General features: G+C 61.9%; 14 protein-coding genes. 5 read left to right on the top strand and 9 right to left on the bottom strand.

Annotated elements, in window-relative coordinates; genetic code table 11:
- The first annotated feature begins 134 nt into the window (after nucleotides 1-134).
- Nucleotides 135-3,860, top strand: a complete 3,726-nt coding sequence (locus tag K1X71_00745; protein ID MBX7071645.1) for a putative Ig domain-containing protein — start codon at nucleotides 135-137, stop codon at nucleotides 3,858-3,860.
- On the opposite strand, the gene K1X71_00740 is transcribed toward K1X71_00745, so the two are convergent.
- The 6 genes from K1X71_00740 to K1X71_00715 all read right to left on the bottom strand — a co-directional run bounded on the left by K1X71_00740 (nucleotide 3,837) and on the right by K1X71_00715 (nucleotide 10,925).
- Entirely contained in the window at nucleotides 3,837-4,943 is a 1,107-nt protein-coding gene (locus tag K1X71_00740) for a DSD1 family PLP-dependent enzyme (protein ID MBX7071644.1), read from the bottom strand. The two genes, K1X71_00745 and K1X71_00740, sit on opposite strands and share 24 nt — an antisense overlap.
- A complete protein-coding gene (locus K1X71_00735) occupies nucleotides 4,930-6,195 on the bottom strand; it encodes a hypothetical protein (protein ID MBX7071643.1) in 1,266 nt (421 codons plus the stop codon). The genes K1X71_00740 and K1X71_00735 overlap by 14 nt, the downstream gene beginning before the upstream one ends.
- 63 nt (nucleotides 6,196-6,258) lie before the next feature.
- Complete coding sequence (locus K1X71_00730) at nucleotides 6,259-8,052, bottom strand: hypothetical protein (GenBank protein MBX7071642.1); 1,794 nt, start codon at nucleotides 8,050-8,052, stop codon at nucleotides 6,259-6,261.
- Entirely contained in the window at nucleotides 8,049-9,131 is a 1,083-nt protein-coding gene (locus K1X71_00725; protein MBX7071641.1) for an endonuclease V, read from the bottom strand. Before K1X71_00725 ends, K1X71_00730 begins: the two co-directional genes overlap by 4 nt.
- Nucleotides 9,103-10,293 carry an alanine--glyoxylate aminotransferase family protein gene (locus tag K1X71_00720; protein ID MBX7071640.1) on the bottom strand — a complete coding sequence of 397 codons (1,191 nt, stop codon included), beginning with the start codon at nucleotides 10,291-10,293 and terminating at the stop codon, nucleotides 9,103-9,105. The genes K1X71_00725 and K1X71_00720 overlap by 29 nt, the downstream gene beginning before the upstream one ends.
- 29 nt (nucleotides 10,294-10,322) lie before the next feature.
- A complete protein-coding gene (locus tag K1X71_00715) occupies nucleotides 10,323-10,925 on the bottom strand; it encodes a hydrolase (GenBank protein MBX7071639.1) in 603 nt (200 codons plus the stop codon).
- Nucleotides 10,926-11,237: 312 nt separating this feature from the next.
- Between K1X71_00715 and K1X71_00710 the strand changes: the two genes are divergently transcribed.
- The 3 genes from K1X71_00710 (at nucleotide 11,238) to hslU (ending at nucleotide 14,925) form a co-directional block, all read left to right on the top strand.
- Nucleotides 11,238-12,941 carry a serine/threonine protein kinase gene (locus K1X71_00710; GenBank protein ID MBX7071638.1) on the top strand — a complete coding sequence of 568 codons (1,704 nt, stop codon included), beginning with the start codon at nucleotides 11,238-11,240 and terminating at the stop codon, nucleotides 12,939-12,941.
- Nucleotides 12,942-13,057: 116 nt separating this feature from the next.
- Complete coding sequence (gene hslV, locus K1X71_00705) at nucleotides 13,058-13,600, top strand: ATP-dependent protease subunit HslV (GenBank protein MBX7071637.1); 543 nt, start codon at nucleotides 13,058-13,060, stop codon at nucleotides 13,598-13,600.
- Nucleotides 13,597-14,925, top strand: a complete 1,329-nt coding sequence (hslU, locus tag K1X71_00700) for an ATP-dependent protease ATPase subunit HslU (protein MBX7071636.1) — start codon at nucleotides 13,597-13,599, stop codon at nucleotides 14,923-14,925. Before hslV ends, hslU begins: the two co-directional genes overlap by 4 nt.
- 25 nt (nucleotides 14,926-14,950) lie before the next feature.
- On the opposite strand, the gene hflX is transcribed toward hslU, so the two are convergent.
- Complete coding sequence (gene hflX / locus K1X71_00695) at nucleotides 14,951-16,435, bottom strand: GTPase HflX (GenBank protein MBX7071635.1); 1,485 nt, start codon at nucleotides 16,433-16,435, stop codon at nucleotides 14,951-14,953.
- Nucleotides 16,436-16,521: 86 nt separating this feature from the next.
- Between hflX and K1X71_00690 the strand changes: the two genes are divergently transcribed.
- Entirely contained in the window at nucleotides 16,522-17,910 is a 1,389-nt protein-coding gene (locus K1X71_00690; GenBank protein ID MBX7071634.1) for a sulfatase, read from the top strand.
- A 63-nt stretch (nucleotides 17,911-17,973) separates the two neighbouring features.
- On the opposite strand, the gene K1X71_00685 is transcribed toward K1X71_00690, so the two are convergent.
- Nucleotides 17,974-18,498 carry a hypothetical protein gene (locus tag K1X71_00685; GenBank protein MBX7071633.1) on the bottom strand — a complete coding sequence of 175 codons (525 nt, stop codon included), beginning with the start codon at nucleotides 18,496-18,498 and terminating at the stop codon, nucleotides 17,974-17,976.
- 360 nt (nucleotides 18,499-18,858) lie between these two features.
- Entirely contained in the window at nucleotides 18,859-19,383 is a 525-nt protein-coding gene (locus tag K1X71_00680) for a CBS domain-containing protein (protein MBX7071632.1), read from the bottom strand.
- Nucleotides 19,384-19,399 lie beyond the last annotated feature (16 nt).

Below are 19,399 nucleotides of genomic sequence, written 5' to 3'. Positions count from 1 at the left end.
GGCGACTTGAAACGCCGCAGCCTCCGGTTTCTACTGGATAAGCGGCCAATCCAAGAGACTCCCCCTGCCGTTTCTGGCGTCGGCCCATCGCCAGATCGGGGGCAATTCACACTGGCGATTCGCGCTTCCTGCTTATGCATCGTGACCTGACCACGCGCCTGTTTGGCAATCGGATCGTCGCGTCCCCAAGCCGAGGCGTCTGCACCCAATTTCGGCTGGAGCTACTGGAAAGTCGGCTGGTGTTCGCCGCGCCGACCTTAGGCGCGCTTGCCGACGTGTCGCTCTTATCAGGCGCGCCATTGCACATCGCGCTCAATGGCTTCGACTCCGATGGCGACGCGCTCACATACACCGTCACCACCGACAACTCGGACCTGATCGGGATTATTCCCACCGGCAATCAAAGCCTGAAGATCACGACGGTTCGCGAGGACGCCCAAGGCAACGTCGTGCAAACCTTTGGCGACATGGTTTTTCAACTCTTCGACGACAAGGCGCCCCGGACCACCGGCCACATCAAGCAATTGGTGAACCAAGGCTTTTATAACGGAGTGGTGTTTCACCGCATCATCCGGAACTTTGTAATTCAGGGAGGCGATCCCACGGGCACCGGATCGGGCGGCTCCTCGCTCGGCCGCATCGACGACGAATACGATCGCGACCTGCAGTTCACCAGTGCCGGCGTTTTGGCCATGGCCAAAAGCAGCGACGACACCAATGACTCGCAATTCTTCATCACCGCCGGCCCGACGCGCAGTCTCGACTTCCAGCACTCAATCTTCGGCTTTCTGACGCAGGGAGCAGATGTGCGCGAAGCGATTGCAGCGACGCCGACTGGCGCAGGGGATCGACCCGCGGACGACATCGTGATGCAGAGCGTGAGCCTCTTCACCGACACGCAGAACGGCGTGTTGCGTCTGTCGGCGGCCAATGGCAAAAGCGGCACGGCGCACGTGACTGTCAAGGTCCGCGATGCGCAAGGCAATGAGGCCACGCAGTCCTTCACGGTCACCATCTCGCCCGACACGGTGAACAACAACCCCTTCTTGAAGGCGGTGTCAACGATCCAAACTACGCAAGGCGCGCCCGTCATCTACGAGTTCGAGGCGATCGACGTGGAAGGCGACCCGATCCAGTTTCAGGCCAGCCAGGTGACCACCGGAGTCAATATCACCGTCCCCGGCGGTACGGTGAACGTCACGCCGACGGGCGGCGTCGCGAAGTTGGCGGTAATGATTAGCCCCGATGCGGCGCTGGTCGGCAACAAGCAGTTTCGCCTTTTCGTACGTCCCGTTGGTTCGACCGCGACCAGCGATCAAATCGTCGACGCGCAACTGGTTCAATTGGCGATCGCCCCCTTGGCCCCGTCCGGCGTTGCGCTCGATAGTTCAGTCGACACAGGCGTTAGCGCGATCGACGCCATCACCAAGGAAAACACGAATCTCGTTTTCAAAGTCGCCGGAGTACTCCAAGGCGCGACGGTCCAGCTTCGCCTAAACGGCCAGGTGATTGGCCAGGCTACCGCGGCCGCCGCCGCCAGCGGGCAGAATCCCGGCCAAGTGGTGCTGACCGTGCCGCTGAACGATGGTCTTACACTGACGCCCGGCCAACATGCCATCACGGCCGTGCAGATCTTTGACGGATTGACCAGCGCCGTCTCGCCGGCGCTGCCACTGGTGATCGATCAGCAAACGCCCGCCATCACGTCCACACCGTCGACCACTCCGCTGCTGGCAGGCTCGCCGACACCGTTCTACTACAACGTAGAGACCGATGAAGAAACCGCCGGCGTCGTCTATAGCCTGATCGAGGCGCCCAGCGGCATGACCGTCAACAACGCGACTGGTGAGATCCAATGGTCACCGACGTCCGCGCAAGTGGGGCAACATTCCGTCGTGGTTCGCGCGGTCGATCGTGCTGGCAATGCTTCGGATCAACCTTTTGATGTCACCGTAGCGCCCAACACGCCCCCCATCCTGTCGCAGCCAGACGCGCTCTCGGGTGATGAGGGCATCCTGATGGTCTTGCCGCTGCATGCCGACGACGTCGATCTGGCGATCGGCGATGTCTTGACCTATAGCCTGCTGCCCGGCGCCCCTGACGGCGCGATGATGACTCCCTTTAGCGGCGTGTTTTCTTGGCGACCGAGCGAGGTTCAAGGGCCGGGCACTTACTCCATTGGGGTGCGAGTCACCGATAGCGCCGGAAACAGCGACACCAAGAACTTGCAAGTCACCGTCGCCGAAGTGAATCAACCACCGCAGTTGGCGCCGATTGGCGCGCAAGTCGTCGCGGCCGGAGGAAAGTTGGGTTTTCGAGCCACCGCCGTGGACGCCGATTTTCCGGCCGGGTCGCTGGTTTATAGCTTGCTCGACGGGGCGCCTGTGGGCATGTCGGTCGATCCACAAACGGGCCAGGTCACCTGGTCCGTGCCAGATGGCCAAGCGGCCGGCGATTACCTAGCGACCATCGTGGTGACCGACCAAGGTCAATTGACCGATTCTCGGCAGTTCACCGTTCGCGTGCAGACGCGGCCGATCATCGAACCCCTTGCAAACCAGTCGGTTGTCGAAGAAGAGACCTTGGAGGTTCAAGTCGTTGCCAGTTCCGCAGCCGTGCCAACTTCGGCGCTGAGTTATGCGTTGGTCAACGCGCCTCAAGGCGCTAGCATTGATGCCAAAACTGGCAAACTGACTTGGACTCCATCCGAGGCCCAGGGTCCCGGCCGATACAACATCGAGGCGGCGGTTACCGATTCGAATGGCCTATCCAGCCATGTTGCCTTTGATGTCGACGTGGCCGAACGCAATACGGTGCCGCGCCTTGTGGATATTGGTCCAGTTATCGCGATTCCCGGACAATTGTTGAGCATTCAGTTCGAGGCCGTTGACGCGGATTTGCCGAGCAACTCGTTCACCTTTTCCATCGTGGAAGGTCCCCAGGGCGCCGTCATCCATCCCATGACGGGCGTGTTCCGCTGGCTGGCGCCAGATAACGACAGCTTCAAGTCAGTTCCCGCGACAGTTCGCGTCGCCGATTCGGGCACGCCGAATCTGTTTGCCGAACTGACGTTTTCGATCACGCTCGGCAACCCGGGCATTGGCATCTTTCCCGGCAGTGGCCCCGGCCTCCCTTGGTTCGTGTCGCCCAGCGCCGCCAATGCGAGCGCCGCGCTGTTGTCGCTGGTGGCCAGCGGCACAACGAGCGTCGTCGTGCTCAATGGCGCGGAGTTCCGTGCGTTCAATCAACAACCGTTCGATGTCGACGTGGTTGAAACCCCCGACAGCGAACTCGCGCCGATCATTCGTCCCGCGACACAGTTTCAGATCGGTCCCGACACCGGCGTAGGCAGTTTCGATACCCAGGCGCCGCGCCAACACCGTGTCGAACGACCAACAACGACAACTGGCGGCGCCGATGCGGCTACTGATACCAATGCTCCCGATAGCGCGAACCAGTCGCCGCAAAAGGGGGCGGAACGTGGCGGTCCTATCGACGACCAAGCCGCTGCCGACGAGCAATTGCGCAGGCTTTTCGACGACCTCGCGCTGCCGCTGGCCGACCTGGTTTTTGAACGACTGACTCAAGTTGAACCAGTCGAATTGTTGCTGTATACGACGGCACAACCCGCCGCCAACTTGACTGAACTGGCGCCACCTGCCGAACAGGCGCCCGCCGCGTCCGACATCGATATGGCGGCAGGCTATAAATCCGATAATGGCTCGCACACTGCGTCCAAAGTCGCCGCAAGCGCCGCTTTGGCGTTTTATATGCCGCTCTTGGTCACTGAGCTTAGCGATGAAGCCGACGAGCCAATCCGCGAGCGGACTCGCCGATCAAAGCGAGCGCCGGCGCGTTGAGATCGGCCAGAACGCCGCAACCTGGCGATTGCGCAGCACGTGATACCCGTCGTACAGAACGCACGTGAAGTCGCCGTAACCGGGAATCAACTCCACGCGGTCGCCAATCTTCAGCGATTGCGCTTCGTCCGCCAGTTGCAGCCAACCGTGCTCGGCCGACAGCCGATCGACGGTCGCGCCGGGACGACCGACCACCAGCGGCGCATGCAAGTCGCCGTTGACGCTCTTGCGCCCCGCGTCGATGATCGCCCTATCGCGCGCCGGACGACCGACCACAGTGGCGATCACAGTCAGCGCGTTTTCAAATTCATCGATCTGGCACACGTGCCGATAGAAGGCGTCCATAAACACCCAGCCGCCGGCCTGAAGCTCAGTCACCGCGGGGTGTTCGATTGAAAAGTGGTAGGAGCCGGTGCCTCCCGCGGAAACAATCGAACATTCGAGCCCCGTGTTCTCAATTTGTCGTCGGCAATCTTGGAGCAGGTCCAGCGCCTCGGCGACGCGCCGAGACTTCTCTTGTTGATCGGGCAAGGTGAGCAGGTGCCCTTCGTATCCCATGATGCCAACAAACAGCAGCGACGACTGATCGGCCACATACCGCGTCAGCTCCAACGTTTGCTCGACCTGTGGCACGCCCGCCCTCTGCAAACCAATATCGACCTCAATGATCGCCCTCAACGTTTGGCCAGACTGCTTCATGGCCGCCTCAATCGCGTCGACTTGATCGCGATGATCGACTGTCACAATCGGATCGCAGATTGCCCGTAGCGCCGCCAGTCGCCGCATCTTGTGCGGACCGGCCAATTGATTCGCGATCAAAATGTCGCGCACCCCGGCCGCCGCCATCACTTCGGCCTCGGCGATCTTCGCGCAGGTGATCCCCAAGGCGCCGGCCTCGATCTGTCGTCGCGCGATCTCGGGCGATTGATGCCCCTTGGCATGCGGGCGCCATTGCATCCCGCGCTGGCGGCATGACTGCGAATAGCGCTGGATATTGCGCTGCAGGCGATCGAGGTCAATGCACAAGACGGGCGTATCCAGTTCATCCGCCGAACATCCCACCGCATCGCTAGCTTGTCGCATCCGCGCCACTTTCTGTTTGAGGCTCCAGACGTTCCACGATTAGCCAACCCAATCGGCCCAACAATCGGGCGTATATGAAGATATAGGCGGCCACCGCCGGCGCCAAAAGCAAAATGACCGTATACGGCCAATGGAATCCCAGTACGGCGATCATGATCAATATCGTGAGCCACACGCCGGTCTGGAAGTAGAAAACGATCCAGGCCAATGGCAAGCGAAATAAACTCATGAAGATCGGCGCAGAGACCGGAAACAGAGCCGTGCCCGATTCAAGCGCGCTTAGCATCAAGAAAGGGAACGCCGCGAAGCTGGCGGCGACTCGCGCCACCCAGCTAACGCCAGCCGCTGCCCCTAGCGCATTCGTTAACCATCCGGCGCCGACGCTGGCCACGCTCGCCAACGCCGCGATATACAGCAAGAACAATAGGTTGTAGAGCCAATCGCGCCAGTCCAGGGTTGGCCACTCCACGATCTCGTCGGCGCCGCTTGCCGATTCGCGCACGATGGCCATTAAGCATGCGGCAGCGAACGACCAGGTCCAAAGCGAAGTAAAGAACGCCGTTGCCCCAAAGGCGCCGCCAGAAACGGCAACCGCCGCGCCAAGCCCCCCTCCCCCGCCAAGATCCGCGTTATTCGGCGATAGCTGCGATCCAAAGGCGAGCCAGGCAACGCAGCCACTCCCGGCCAAAGCCAGCGCCAATACGCACCAGCGGCTGGCCACTTCCCCCCGCCACGGAAAGGTATAGATGCCTGATAGCAGCGGATGCCTCGGCAGCGAACTGACCGGCACGCGATGCTCAATCGCCGCGGGCAAAGGCGGCGCGCTCAACGGTATTACGACTGCTGGCGGCGGCGCTCCCATGTCGTATTCCCCCACGACCAGATCGGGGGCATGGCGGCGCGCCGGTTCCCGGTGCTCCGGCACCGTCGTGATCGTGGCGCATTCGGGGCAGCGAATCCGCTGCCCTGCGTGTTCGCGACGTGCGTGCATGCGTGTATGACACTTGGGACAGAGCACCAGTGTCCAGCTTGGCGACTCAGCGCTCGATTCGTCATTGCGCAGCGAGTATTCGTCTGGTCGCGCCGGGGCAACCGCTGGCGTCACTGTTGTTGGCGCCGTCACCGTGCATCGCGTTCCACAATCGGGACAAGCCACCGTCCTGCCCACATGTACCGCCAGCGCGTGCATCCGCGCGCGGCATTTGGGGCAAACAACCGGCACGTACTGCTCGGACGATTCTGCGAGCATCATTCTTGGCTCCCTGCCGATTCACTATAACGGCGCCGCGCAGGGGGGGCGAAATAGCTGGCCGACTCAAAGCGACTTGAGGTATTCGACCAGGTCCGCCAGCTCCGAGTCGCTCAGTGTACCGCCGCTGACACGAGACGGATGATGCGGCCCCTGCAGAACCTCCTCCAAGCTCGTGGCGCGCCCGTCATGCAAGAATCGAATCCGGCGATGCACGCCCAACAGACTGGGCGTATTGAAGCCGTCGAACTTGTCCGCCGGTGAGCCCAGGCCCACGTCGTGCGTCTTTCCGTCTGTAAAGTAGGCGCCGTGGTGACACCGCAAGCAGCCCGCATTGTCACTCTCAAAGATCAACTTGCCACGCATGGCGGCGGCCGACAATGCGCCGTCGCCCGCGCGATAGGGGTTGGAAGGCGCTTCGCGCAAAGACAGATACTCCGCCAAGGCCGCCACATCGTCGTCGGTCGGCTCCGGGCCAAGCATGGTTTCGGTCAGGCTCTTTCGCAGCGCGGCGCCAAGTTCTTGCTGCCAGCCATGCCAGGTCCAAGGTCCGGTCTTGTCGATGTGGTGCAAGTCGATGACGGTCTTAAAGCTGCCAAAACCGCCATCATTGCGGGTGTCCATCTTGACGGCATTGACGCCCCCCTCGTAGTGGCAACTGTGACAGCTATACCATTGGTCGAGGCTGCGCCGCGCGTCGTAAAAAATGGCCTCCCCGCGCCGCGCAAGCGACGGCTTGTCTGGCCCGCCCAAAGCGATCGTTTGCGTCACGCATCGCTCGGCGATGCTCACCACTTGAACCGCATTCAACAAGTAATTCGCCACGAACAACCGCTCGCCATCCCGAGAGAATCGCGCGGCCAGTGGTCGGCCGCCCAGCGCAATACGGAAGCAGCGCGAGTCGTCCTTGGCCAACGCCTCGTCCATCGTGTCTCCGGGCCCGCCGTAGTCCATCCACGGCAAACCGTCGTTCTTGAAGACCAATAGCTCGTGACTACCAGACGCGCTCACGGCGATCCACGACTCATCGGGCGAAAGCGCCACGGCATGCGGATCGCCGGTGGCCTGCCCTTGCACGTCGATCGCAATTGCTTCGCGTCGCGCGGGGCCATCCAGTCGCACCTTTGCCAGCCGACTGGCAATCACCCAACCGCGGCGGATGTTCTGCGCAGTGATCGGGTTGCCGCCATAAGTGATCCACGGCACATAGACATGTGTGCCATCGGCCGACGCTTGCATTTGTCCCAGGTTGAGCCCGGCGAACTTCTCCTGATAGATCGTCATGCGCGTAACGGTGTCGATCACTGTCACCCCCCCTGCCCCGCTGGCGCCGACCGCCAATCGAGCGCCGTCAGGCGACAGCGCCAAATAGCGAGGCCAATGGCCAACGTCGATCCGCGCAACGCTGCGCCGGTTTGCCAGATCGACCACCGCCACCGAGGCCCCCTCCGACAGCGCGACATAGGCGCTGCTTCCATCCGGGCTGATCGCAATGCCCACCGGTGCGAAGCCTAGGTGCATCTGTCCGGCGGGTCGCAGGCGGCGCCCTGTCAACTCGAAGAAGCACAAATCGCCCGAATATTGCGCGGTGGCCAGAACCAACATCTCGTCCGGCGACATGACCACCGCTGCCGGATGTCCGCCGCACGGCGTCTCGTCGATCACTTTCCCCTGTTCGAGATCAACAAGAGATAGAGTGCCAACCGTTTGATTGGCGACCACCATCAGCGTTTCATCCGCCGAGATCGCCAGGTCCACGGGCGAACGATCGGGTTCGCCGGCCACCGCCAGGGCAATTGACAGAAGTCCCGCCCAAGCCGCAAATACTGTCGTCGACCAGTAACGGCGCAAGTTGCTCATTTCGACCTGCGACGTTTAGTGGCAGCCGAATCGCGCAGCGCTGCAATCGTTTGCGGCGGATCGCCGCCCCGTGCGAGCATCCGACTAAGGCGATCGGCCCAGTAGATTGGCTCCGGCAAGCGGCGCCCCTTCAACAAGGTTCGAGTCACCTGCCGCGCGTATTCAACATCGACTAGATGCCCTGGCGATGCGTAGAGCGTTTGCTCGCTGTCTCGACTGGCCTTCAGGGCCACACCGATCGTTCGGTCTTGCAGCATGATGGGTATCGCGCCGCAGCGAGGCTTTTTATCGGTGGCAAGCTGTCCCCACAGCAACCGCTTGGTGACCCCGATCGTCCGCAAGTTAGTCACCACGCCAAAATGGCTGGCAAGTCCAATCTGGCGCTGATGCGCCACCCCGGCGCCATCGACGAGCAACGCGTCGGCTAGTTTGCCGGCCTGCCTTGCCTCATCGACCAGCGCCAACAAGATCGGCAGCTCTCGAAACGTGAGAAACGATTGAATGTACGGAAACGTGACCGGCAATCGCCGACTCGTCCACCACACCAGCTTGCCCGACGGATACTCGGTCAGCGCATAGACGCCAACTCCATGTCCATCCGCGGAGTACGACACGTCAACCCCCGCCACGGCGTCGGGCAAACTGGCGGGCGTTGTTATGGTCACATGTTCAGCCGCGTTATGCTGCGCCTGTCGCAGTCGGGCCAAAGGGCGTTTGCCCATCAGTCGGCGCCATTCATAACGCTCCAAGTCCACGCGGTCTCCGTCGGTCAAAACCGATTCCGCCCCCAGCGCGGCGATTTTGGCTTTGGTTCCGCCGGCGATATACCCGCCCAGCGCTCCGCCAGCGCGCACCACTCGGTGGCAAACGCACAATTCGTTGTGAGCGTGATGCAACAGGTAGTGCCCCACCCAGCGGGCCGCTTTCACGTCCCCCAGCGCCGTAGCCAGGGCGCCATACGTGGTGACGCAACCGCTCGGAACTTGCCCCAAGAGTCGCGCCATCTCGCCGACCATGTTGGGCAGCGGCGGCAGCAATTCGGCGATATCGTTACTTAGCGTTTGCGCTGCTATAGACATCGTTCGCGGCGGCGATGCTGGCCCCGTGGTCGAATGGATATCCGTTCTCGGCGAGCAATTGTTCGAGCGCAGCGAGAAAAGTAAAGACGCACTCCTGTCGTGCGCCATATCCCATGAGGCCGATGCGCCAAACTTTTCCTTTGAAGGCGCCCAAGCCGGCGCCAATCTCGATGTTGAAGCGGTTCAACAGCGCGCCACGAACTCGCGCTTCATCGACCGAGTCGGGCACACGCACCGCATTGAGCATTGGTAGTTGATGCCCCTCGGCCGCGGCGTAACCGAGTCCAATGGCCCTGAGGCCCGCCTTGAGCGCTAGATGATTCAATAGGTGCCGCGTAAAGCAATTGTCGAGTCCTTCTTCCAGGATCAAACGCAGCGCCTCATGTAGCGCATAGGTCATGTTGATCGGCGCAGTGTGGTGATACACGCGCTCCGATCCCCAATACTGCGCCAACATGCTCACATCCAGATACCAGCTCTGCGGCTTCTGCTTGCGCGTCAGAATCCGTTGCATTGCCGACTCGCTGAACGAAACCGGCGCAAGCCCCGGCGGGCAACTCAGACACTTTTGCGTCCCGGAGTAAATCGCGTCGATCCCCCAGCGATCGACCTCCACCGGCATCCCCCCCAACGAGGTCACCGCGTCGACCAATAGCAGCGCCCCGGCGTCGTGTACGATTTTCGAGATTTCATCGATGGGTTGCGCCGCGCCGGTCGAGGTCTCGGCCATCACGATGCCGACCACCTTCGGCTTGCTCTTGGCGAGCGCTTCTTTCAGATCATTCGGCGAAAACACCTCTCCCCAAGGCCGCTCGCACTTGGTGACCGCCGCGCCCGCCCGCTGCGCCACATCCGCCATGCGGCCGCCAAACACCCCGTTGACACAGACGAGCATCGAGTCCCCCGGCTCGATCAAGTTCACCACCGTGGCTTCCATCCCCGCCGAGCCAGTGCCGCTGATGGCGAGCGTCATCGTATTGCGCGTGCGAAACACCAATCGCAGCATCTCCTGCATCTCATTCATGAGTCGCAGGTAATATGGGTCGAGATGCCCCACCGTGCTCGCGGCCAGCGCCGCCAGCACGCGCGGATGCGTTGGGCTCGGTCCGGGGCCGAGCAATAGGCGAATCGGCGGATTTAACGGTTGCGCTGCGACTTCCACGAATACCTCATTCCTCGTTGAGCGTGAGATCAGCTCGCTTCGGGCGGCGTCTCGCGCACCAAGCGACTGATTTCTTTGAATTCTGGGCTGCCCGCCGCTTCGCACCACTCAAACATGGCGGCTTCGGTCGTGGTGAGCACGGCCCCGCTGGCCTCCATCCGGCGCAGCGCGGTTTGATGATCGATCTCGAATCGCGAGCCCAAGGCGTCGACCGGCACATACACCCGATAGCCCGCTGCCAGCAAGTCGAAAACGGTTTGTTGAATGCACACATGCGACTCAATGCCCGCTACGAGTACGCGCTGCACCCCTTTTGCTGTCCAAGATGCGAAAATCTCAGGGCAAGCGCCGCAACTAAATGCCACCTTCTCGGCCGGCGGAGGAAGCTGCCGCGCCAGTTCCGCCACGGTCGGCCCCAACCCACGCGGATACTGTTCCGTCACGGCAATCGGCAACTTCAATGCCTTGGCCGCTTCGATGAGCCGGCCAATATTCCAGATGATACGAGCATGGTCCCCAATCAGCCCGATCAGCTTGCCCTGCACATCGACCACGAGCAGCGCCGTGTCGTGACGCGACATCAGTTCTGGACTGCGTGGCAGGTGGCTTTCGGTGTGCCGCGGTTGATTCATAGCGAAAATATCGGTCCCTGTGCCATCAGCGGGTACGCTCGTCCAGTCGCACCGCCGGAAAAATTCAAGAATCCGCGTGATCGTTGGCCCGTCACTCGCGAAAGGGCCATGATACCGAAATCCAGTAAATCCGACTACGCTCGCCCTCTCGTCTAGTGTTTACTTATACTATGGATTTGGCGAACCAATACTTGAAGCCTCCGCGAGCCGAGCAGTGTCACCGGCGTGACTCAGCAGGCGCATGCACTGTCGATTGCCTTCACATGATTATTGTCTCAAACAACCAGCGATCCGCGCCGTAAGGGCAAAGAGATGGAACGCGCGGCGGAAGATTCTCGATCGCTGCCCGACGAAACCATTGACCTGTTGGTCGAGAGTTCCTCGTCGCTCACAGATATCGAGCGCCCCCGCGTCGAGTTGGTCGCCGGATCGGGGCCAGAACTGGCGACCGAGGTGGTTGGCCTGTTGCGGGCGCGCTTGCGCGTGGCTGCCATCGTGTTCTTGGCGCCGATGGTCTACTTTACCCTCCGGCGCTGGCTGGGATGGAGCGCCGGCGAAGGCGGCTACAACGACATTCTGATCGCCTACCGCTACTTTGTGCTATTGGTCTTCGTCTTGGTGACCGCGGCGCTGTGGAGTCCCATCAGTCTTTCGCTTTCAGAGTTGAGAGCGATTGAACTGGCGCTGTTTGGGCTGCCTTGCGTGCTGATGGTGTTTTTGCATCACGCGCTATTGCAGGAGGCGGCCGCCAAGTTTCAGATCGGCCCGCCCGAACTGACTGCCGCCAGAGAGGACCATGTGCGGTTGGTGCTGCGCACCTTGGCCCTAATGTGGTTTGCCGTGGTGCTTATTTATGGCACCTTCATCCCGACTTCGCTGCGGCGCGGCGCTGCCGTCATGGGCGCCATGGCGCTAGCGCCGTTGGCGGTCGTCGCGTGGGCGCTCGTCGAGTTTCCGACGCTGCGCCACAGTGTGTTTCCCGACGAGTTTCTCACCATGGTGGCCACTATGGCGGTGGGCTACGCCACCGCGCTCTACGGCTCGTACAAAATCGGCATCTTGCGGCGCGAGGCCTTCGAGGCGCGCCAGCTTGGGCAATACCGGCTCACCGAGCGCATTGGCGCCGGCGGCATGGGCGAGGTGTTCCTGGCCGAGCATCAAATGCTCAAGCGACCTTGTGCGATCAAACTGATTCGTCCTGGCCAGGCCGCCGATACCCGCTCGCTGGCCCGCTTCGAACGCGAGGTGCGCGCTATTGCCCGACTCTCGCATTGGAACAGCGTAGAAATTTTCGACTACGGTCGCGCCGACGACGGCACCTTTTATTACGCCATGGAGTACTTGCCGGGGCTCAGTTTGCAAGAGGTGGTCGAGCGACAAGGCCCATTGCAGCCCGAGCGGGCCGTGCATCTATTGCGGCAAGTCTGCGGCGCGCTCATCGAGGCTCACGCGGCGGGCATTGTGCATCGCGACATCAAGCCGTCGAACATCATCGCGTCGCAGCGGGGCGGCGTTTACGACGTGGCGAAACTGGTCGACTTCGGGCTGGCGACCTCCGCCGAAGAAAGCAGAGAGATCAAGCTGACGCAGGAGGGCGCCATAGCCGGCTCGCCGCTGTATATGGCGCCAGAGCGATTTCTCGAGGATGGCGAGCCCAGTCCGAGCTCCGACATCTACAGCTTAGGCGCTGTGGCGTATTATCTGATTACCGGTCAACCGCCGTTCCGCGGCGAAACGCCAGTCAAGGTGATGATCGCGCATGCGCGCGAGCTCGCCGTGCCACCGCGCCAATTGAATCCAAACCTGGAAGAGGCATTGGAACGGATCGTGCTGCGTTGTCTGGCCAAAGAGCCAGATCAACGGTTCGCCGATGTCCGCGAACTGGAGTCTGCGCTCGGCGCATGCCGCTGCGCCAATCGCTGGTCACAAGAACTCGCGGCCCGCTGGTGGACGACGCGCCCCGAGTCGCCCACTCTCGACACCAGCGATCGGCTGGCCGAGGCGACGATTGCCTGACCTCATGCCACGCTAGTCCGGCGATCGGCAACGCGCCGCGTGTCCATCCGGCCCCTGTTCGGTCGCAGACCGATGCGATACAAAGCATTCCACCCAATTTCCCAGGCGCCGCTGACATGAAAACTCGCAGCACCACGATTCTGACCGTTCGCCATCAAGGGATAGTCGCCATTGGCGGCGACGGTCAGGTGACGCTGGGATCGAGCATCATGAAGGCCGACGCCCAAAAAATACGCCGTCTGGCCGATGGATCGGTGATTACCGGGTTCGCCGGCAGCAGCGCCGACGCCTTCGCGCTGTTGGAGCGGTTCGAGGCCAAGCTCAAAGACTTCCCCTCGAATATGCCGCGCGCGGCCACCGAACTGGCCAAGGAATGGCGCACCGATCGCGCGCTTCGCCGGCTGGAGGCGCTGTTGGCCGTGGTCGATGGTCGCAATACCCTGCTCGTCACCGGCAATGGCGACGTGATCCAGCCGACCGACGGAATCCTGGGCATTGGCTCGGGGGGCAACTACGCGATCGCGGCCGCCAAGGCGCTGGTTCAACACTCCAGTCTGACCGCGGCGCAGATCGTGCGCAGCGCGCTCGAGATTGCCGCCGAAATCGACGTGTACACCAACGCCAACATCGTCGTTGAGGAATTGCCGTGCAAGACATGACGCCGCGCGAAATCGTGGCCGAGTTGGATCGTCACATCGTCGGGCAGCACAATGCCAAGCGCGCGGTGGCCATCGCCGTGCGCAACCGCTGGCGACGCCAGAAGCTGGCGGACGACATTCAAAACGAAGTGTCGCCCAAGAACATCATGATGATTGGCCCCACGGGCGTCGGCAAAACCGAAATCGCCCGTCGCCTGGCCAAGTTGACCGGCGCGCCGTTCATCAAAGTCGAGGCGACCAAGTACACCGAAGTCGGCTACTACGGCCGCGACGTCGAAAGCATGGTCCGCGAACTGGTCGAGAACGCGATCGGGCTGGTGCGCGAATCGGAACGCGGCGCCATCGAGGAAGAAGCCCGCCGCCGCGCGGAAGACCGTTTACTCGATCTGTTGCATCCCGCGCCCCCCGTCTTCGACACGACCGCCGATAGTCCAGAGTCTCCAGAACGCTATCAGCGGACGCGCGACAAGATGCGCGCCATGTTGGCCACCGGCGAGCTGGACGAGCGCAAGGTGGAAGTGGCCATCGAGCGCAAGGCGGCCCCCATGATGTTCACCGGAATGGGGCTCGAGCAAACCGATTTCGACCTGCAAGGCATGTTCGAAAAGATCTTGCCCAAGAACACCACCCGGCAAGAGATGCGCGTCGGCGATGCGCGGCGGGTGTTGTTCGACCAGGAATGCGAACGCCTGATCAATCAAGAAAAAGTCAACGTCGCGGCCATCACGCTGGCGGAGAACCTCGGCATCATCTTCTTGGACGAAGTGGACAAGATCACGGCCAGCGAGGGGGGGCGCGGCGCCGATGTCTCGCGGCAAGGCGTGCAGCGCGACCTGTTGCCGATCGTCGAGGGCGCGACCGTGCAAACGCGCTATGGCGCGGTCCGCACCGACCATGTGCTGTTCATCGCGGCCGGGGCGTTCCATCGCAGCAAGCCGAGCGATCTGATGCCGGAATTGCAGGGACGCTTTCCGATTCGTGTGGAGCTTACCGATCTGACGCAAGAAGACTTTGTGCGCATCCTCACCGAACCGAAAAGCTCGCTGGCGCGTCAGTACGCGGCGCTGTTGGCGACCGAAGGGGTCGAGTTGGAGTTCAGCGACGACGGCATCGCGGCGCTGGCCGACTACGCGTTTCGCGTCAATCAAACTACGCAAAACATCGGCGCGCGCCGCTTGTACACCATCATGGAGCGACTGCTCGAGGAGCTGAGTTTCGAGGCGCCGGAGATGCGACGGGCCCGCGTCACGGTCAATGCGGCCTACGTCAAGCAGCGGCTGGAAGAGGTCGCCCAGGACGAAGATCTGAGCCGGTACATCCTCTAGCCCTCTATCGGTCGCTTCCTGCCTACTACGCCACGTCTTCCATCGCCTCCCCCGCGCTCGGACCGGCAAAGGGAGCGATCGCCGCCGCCTCGCGATGCGGCCTGACGATGACACCATCGCCCCCCAGCGCGTCCAGAAACTTGCGCGGCAGTCGACAATGAATCGTCACGCGATTTTCGTGGTACTGCTTGTCGTGGATCTCCCCATGCGCCGCCAGATACGCGACTAGGCGGCCGTTTTCGACTCCCGCCTCAATGTCCACCTCGACAAAGTGGCGGCTCAAGGCGCCCGACACGGTTCGCGCCAAGGCGTCCATTCCCTGCCGCGAACGCGCGCTGACCGGAATGGCGTTGGGATATCGGGCTAGCAGGCGATCGATCGGTCCGTGATCGGCGACCAAATCGATCTTATTGAGCACCAGCAAGGCGTCCTTTTCTTCGATGCCCAGTTCCTGCAACACGCCGTAGACCGCCGAAATCTGCTCGAATACCGCCGGACTCGCCGCGTCGGCCACGTGCAGCAACAAGTTCGCCTGCTTGGTTTCTTCCAACGTGGCGCGAAAGCTGGCCACCAGATGATGCGGCAGATCGCGTATGAAGCCCACCGTGTCGGAGAGCAACACCGGCCCCCACCCCGGAAGCTGCCAGCGGCGCGTGCGCGTATCGAGCGTGGCGAACAGCTTGTCCTCGGCCAAGACCCCCGCGCCGGTCAGCGCGTTCATCAGCGTGCTCTTGCCGGCATTGGTGTAGCCCACCAGGGAGACCGTCATGTGGTCTCTGCGGCCAGCGACCTGACGCTGCTTGCGTCGCTGAATCTCGTCAAGCTCGTCGCTGAGATCATGAATGCGCTTCTCCACCAGTCGGCGGTCGACTTCCAACTGCTTTTCGCCCGGACCGCGCATGCCGATGCCCATCTTCAATCGCGACAAGTGGGTCCACATCCGTTTCAGTCGCGGCAACGCGTATTGCAGTTGGGCCAACTCAACCGCCAGACGAGCTTCGTGCGTTTGGGCGCGGCCGGCGAAGATGTCAAGAATCAATTCGGTGCGATCCAGCACCTTGACGCCGATCGCCTTTTCCAGATTGCGCGTCTGTGCCGGCGACAGATCGTTGTCGAAGATCACCACGTCGGCGTCTGCGGCCTCGACCGCCAAGCGCAACTCGCTTACCTTGCCGCTGCCGAGGTACGCCGTTTTGTCGGGCGCCTCACGTCGCTGCACCAAGCGCCCCACCACGCGGGCGCCGGCTGTGGTCGCCAGCCCCTCGAGTTCTTCCAGCGGTTCCTCCTGCTTCGGCCGATCCGGCAACAACACGCCCACCAGGATCGCGGCCTCGTGCGCCACGCTTTCCGTGCGTTTTAATTCGGTCACTCTGTAAGCGCCTCTGCGTTGGTTTAAGCATTCAGGCGCGAGCGCGCCTGGCAGAACTATTGTATATTCCCCATTTGCCAGGGACAGCGCGGCGCGCCCCAAGGTTCGACCTGCTCGGCCGGCGGCGGGCGTAGGGCCCATTGCGGCCATCCAGACGACGGCCAACCGCCTCGCCGCCCAGGCAGTTCGAGCTAGACACCTCGTTCCCGGACCACAAGGGACAACACATGCCGAGCACTGCTCAACGATGTTGCCGCTGGTTGATTGGCTGCTGGCTCGTCCTGGCCGGCGCCTCGCTGACTTATGCGGCCCGGCCGAATTTTGTGATCCTCATGACCGACGACCAACGCTACGACGCGTTGTCGGCCGCCGGCAACACCATTCTGAAAACTCCGAACATCGACCGCCTTGCGGCAGAAGGCGTGCACTTTCGTAACGCGTTTGTCACCAACGCGCTGTGCGCCCCCAGCCGCGCCAGCCTGCTCACGGGAACCTACTCGCACACGCATGGCGTGATCGACAACAACCAGCGCCGCATTGATCCTGCCCTGCCCTTCTTGCCCGACCTGTTGCGCCAAGCGGGCTATCGCGTGGCCTTTTGCGGCAAGTCGCATGTGGCCGGTGCGCTGCGCGACCGAAAGTGGGACTACTACTTTGGCTTCAAGGGACAAGGCGATTATCTGCGGCCGATGCTCGCCGAAGGCGTGGACGGCAAGGACAAGCTGTACGACGGGTACATGGACGATGTCGTCACCGACAAGGCCGTCACCTGGTTGAAACAGCAGGGCGCGGAGCCATTCTGCTTGTTTCTGTGGTTTAAGGCGCCGCATCGCAGTTGGCAACGCGCGCGACGTCATCACGACTTGTTTCGCGATGTCGTGATTCCCAAACCCCAGACGTACGACGACGATCTGCGCGGCTATCCCGGCAAGCCGCGAGCCTTCGCCCTGGCCGACAACAAGATCGGCGATTTCGCCGATGTGCGCACGGTGGAAGGCATGGTCAAGGACTACTACGCAACTGTTGTGGCCGTCGACGAGAATGTGGGCAAAGTGTTGAACACGCTCGATGCGATGGGGCGCGCTGGCGACACCCTGGTGATGTACACGTCCGACAACGGCTTTTTTCATGGCGAGTGGCGATTGTTCGACAAGCGCTTGATGCATGAGCCATCGATTCGCGTGCCGCTCCTGATGCGCTTGCCGAAGTTGGCCCGGACTGCGGTGCGCGACGAAATGGCGCTAAACATCGATATTGCGCCCACCCTGCTCGACCTGGCCGAAATCGAAATTCCCGTCGGCATGCAGGGCCGCAGCCTCAAACCACTGCTGTCGGGCGGCGCCGCGCCATGGCGAAAGGACTGGCTCTATGAGTACTTCGAGTTTCCCGGGGTTCACTCGGTGCGCAAGCATCGGGGAGTGCGCACCGAGACGCACAAGCTGATCCATTATTACGAAGCGCCCGAGGAGTTTGAGCTCTACGATCTGGCGCGCGATCCGCAGGAGCGCGACAACTTGCATGGCCGCGCGGAATATCGCGAACTGGAAAACCAACTCCTGCGCCGCATCGAAGAACTTCGTCGCGAAACCGACGACCCGGATCTTGCGCGACAATAAAAAGAGCCGCCACGCGATTGGTTCTCGCGCGGCGGCTCGAAAAGCTTGGCGATCAAAACTGGCCTAGGACTTCTCCTCCACTTCGATCACCATCGGCAGTTGCACCGCGCGTCCGCTCTCAGGAGTGGCGATCACGCGGATTTGATGCTCTCCCAACGGAGCGTCTTCGGCAACCTCCACGCCCACAGTCACCTTGTTCGTGCCGGCCTCCAGCTTGGGATTATCTGGGTTCATCTTGAAGCCCGGGGGCGCTTCAAATTTCAGTGTCACCGCCTGATCGAAAGCGCTGCCACGATCGATCGACAGGCTCACATCTTCCGCAGATCCTCGAGCAATGCCCGTCGATGTCGATGGCACTTTGAGCGTAAACGTGTTGTCCGTGCTGTCGGTTGTGTCCGCGGGAGCGGCATTGTCGGCTGGGGTTGCCGCCGGTTGATCCGTGGCCGGCGCCGTGGGGCCAGCCGATGGCGCCGGCTCCACGGTATCATTCGTTGCGGTCGCGCCAGGGCCGCCCGGAATGCTTTCTTGAGCGCAAGAAGCCAACAAGATCGCGCTCGTCGCCAGCGCCAAACCAAACAAGACTCTCATCACACACCTCCGCTTGTTGAACTGCTGGGACAATCCACTACATAACCCCTGGCCATTTGGCGCCAAAAAACAGTTCAGTCGCTCAAGCATTCGGCGTTCCAATGTGACTGTGTTCGCCGCTCAGTCGACTCTTTTCGCAGGCCCTAACCGGTTTCGATCATGCGGATTGCGATCCGAGCGGATCTGTTGGCGACAAACGCCGAGAGAACTCGAGCTGTCACCAGTGTCCCGAGCATGAGCGCCAAGCGACCAGTGAGAGCGACGACCGCACTCGAAATTTGTCGCCGACCAGACAAACGCCGGCCATTGGCGCAATGTGAAGACGCGAACAGGCCGATGTTGTTGCGATCCTGCGCCGCGCTACGACTGCTCTTGCAGCAGTCGCTGCGAGCAGTACTCCAACACGTCGCGCACCGAGATGACGCCGCAAACGCGCCCTTCGCGTAGCACCGGCAAATGCCGGCAGCCGCCCAGATCCATCTTGTGCAGCGCGTGCGCGACCGGGTCATCGATCGAAACGACAACCGGCGCACTGGTCATGAACTCGCTCACCGGCCGCTCCTTGACCGCGGCGATGTTCGCGCCAATCCGTAGCAACGCGTCGCGCTCGGTGAAGATGCCCACCAGTTGCTCTTGCCCATCGACCACCAGCACCGAGCCAATCTTCCAATTGACCATCCGCCGCAACACTTCGTCGAGCGTCGTGTCGCGATGCACCAGCACCGGTTCGTGTGGCGCGAGGGCGGCGATGGTGTCTTTGAGGAGGTTTCGCTCCAGCACCGACTTGGCATGTGGCTTGGTCAAAAAGACCAAAGTCTGCTGACAGTGCGAACACTCGTCCGCGCCGGCAATGTTGTCGTGGCCGCAGGATGGACAGGCGCTCATGATGGCCAACCTCGCA

The organism is Pirellulales bacterium, assembly GCA_019694455.1.
Classification (GTDB): domain Bacteria; phylum Planctomycetota; class Planctomycetia; order Pirellulales; family JAEUIK01; genus JAIBBY01.
Note: the sequence above shows the minus strand (reverse complement) of the source record. Positions and strands in the feature narration are given on the sequence as shown.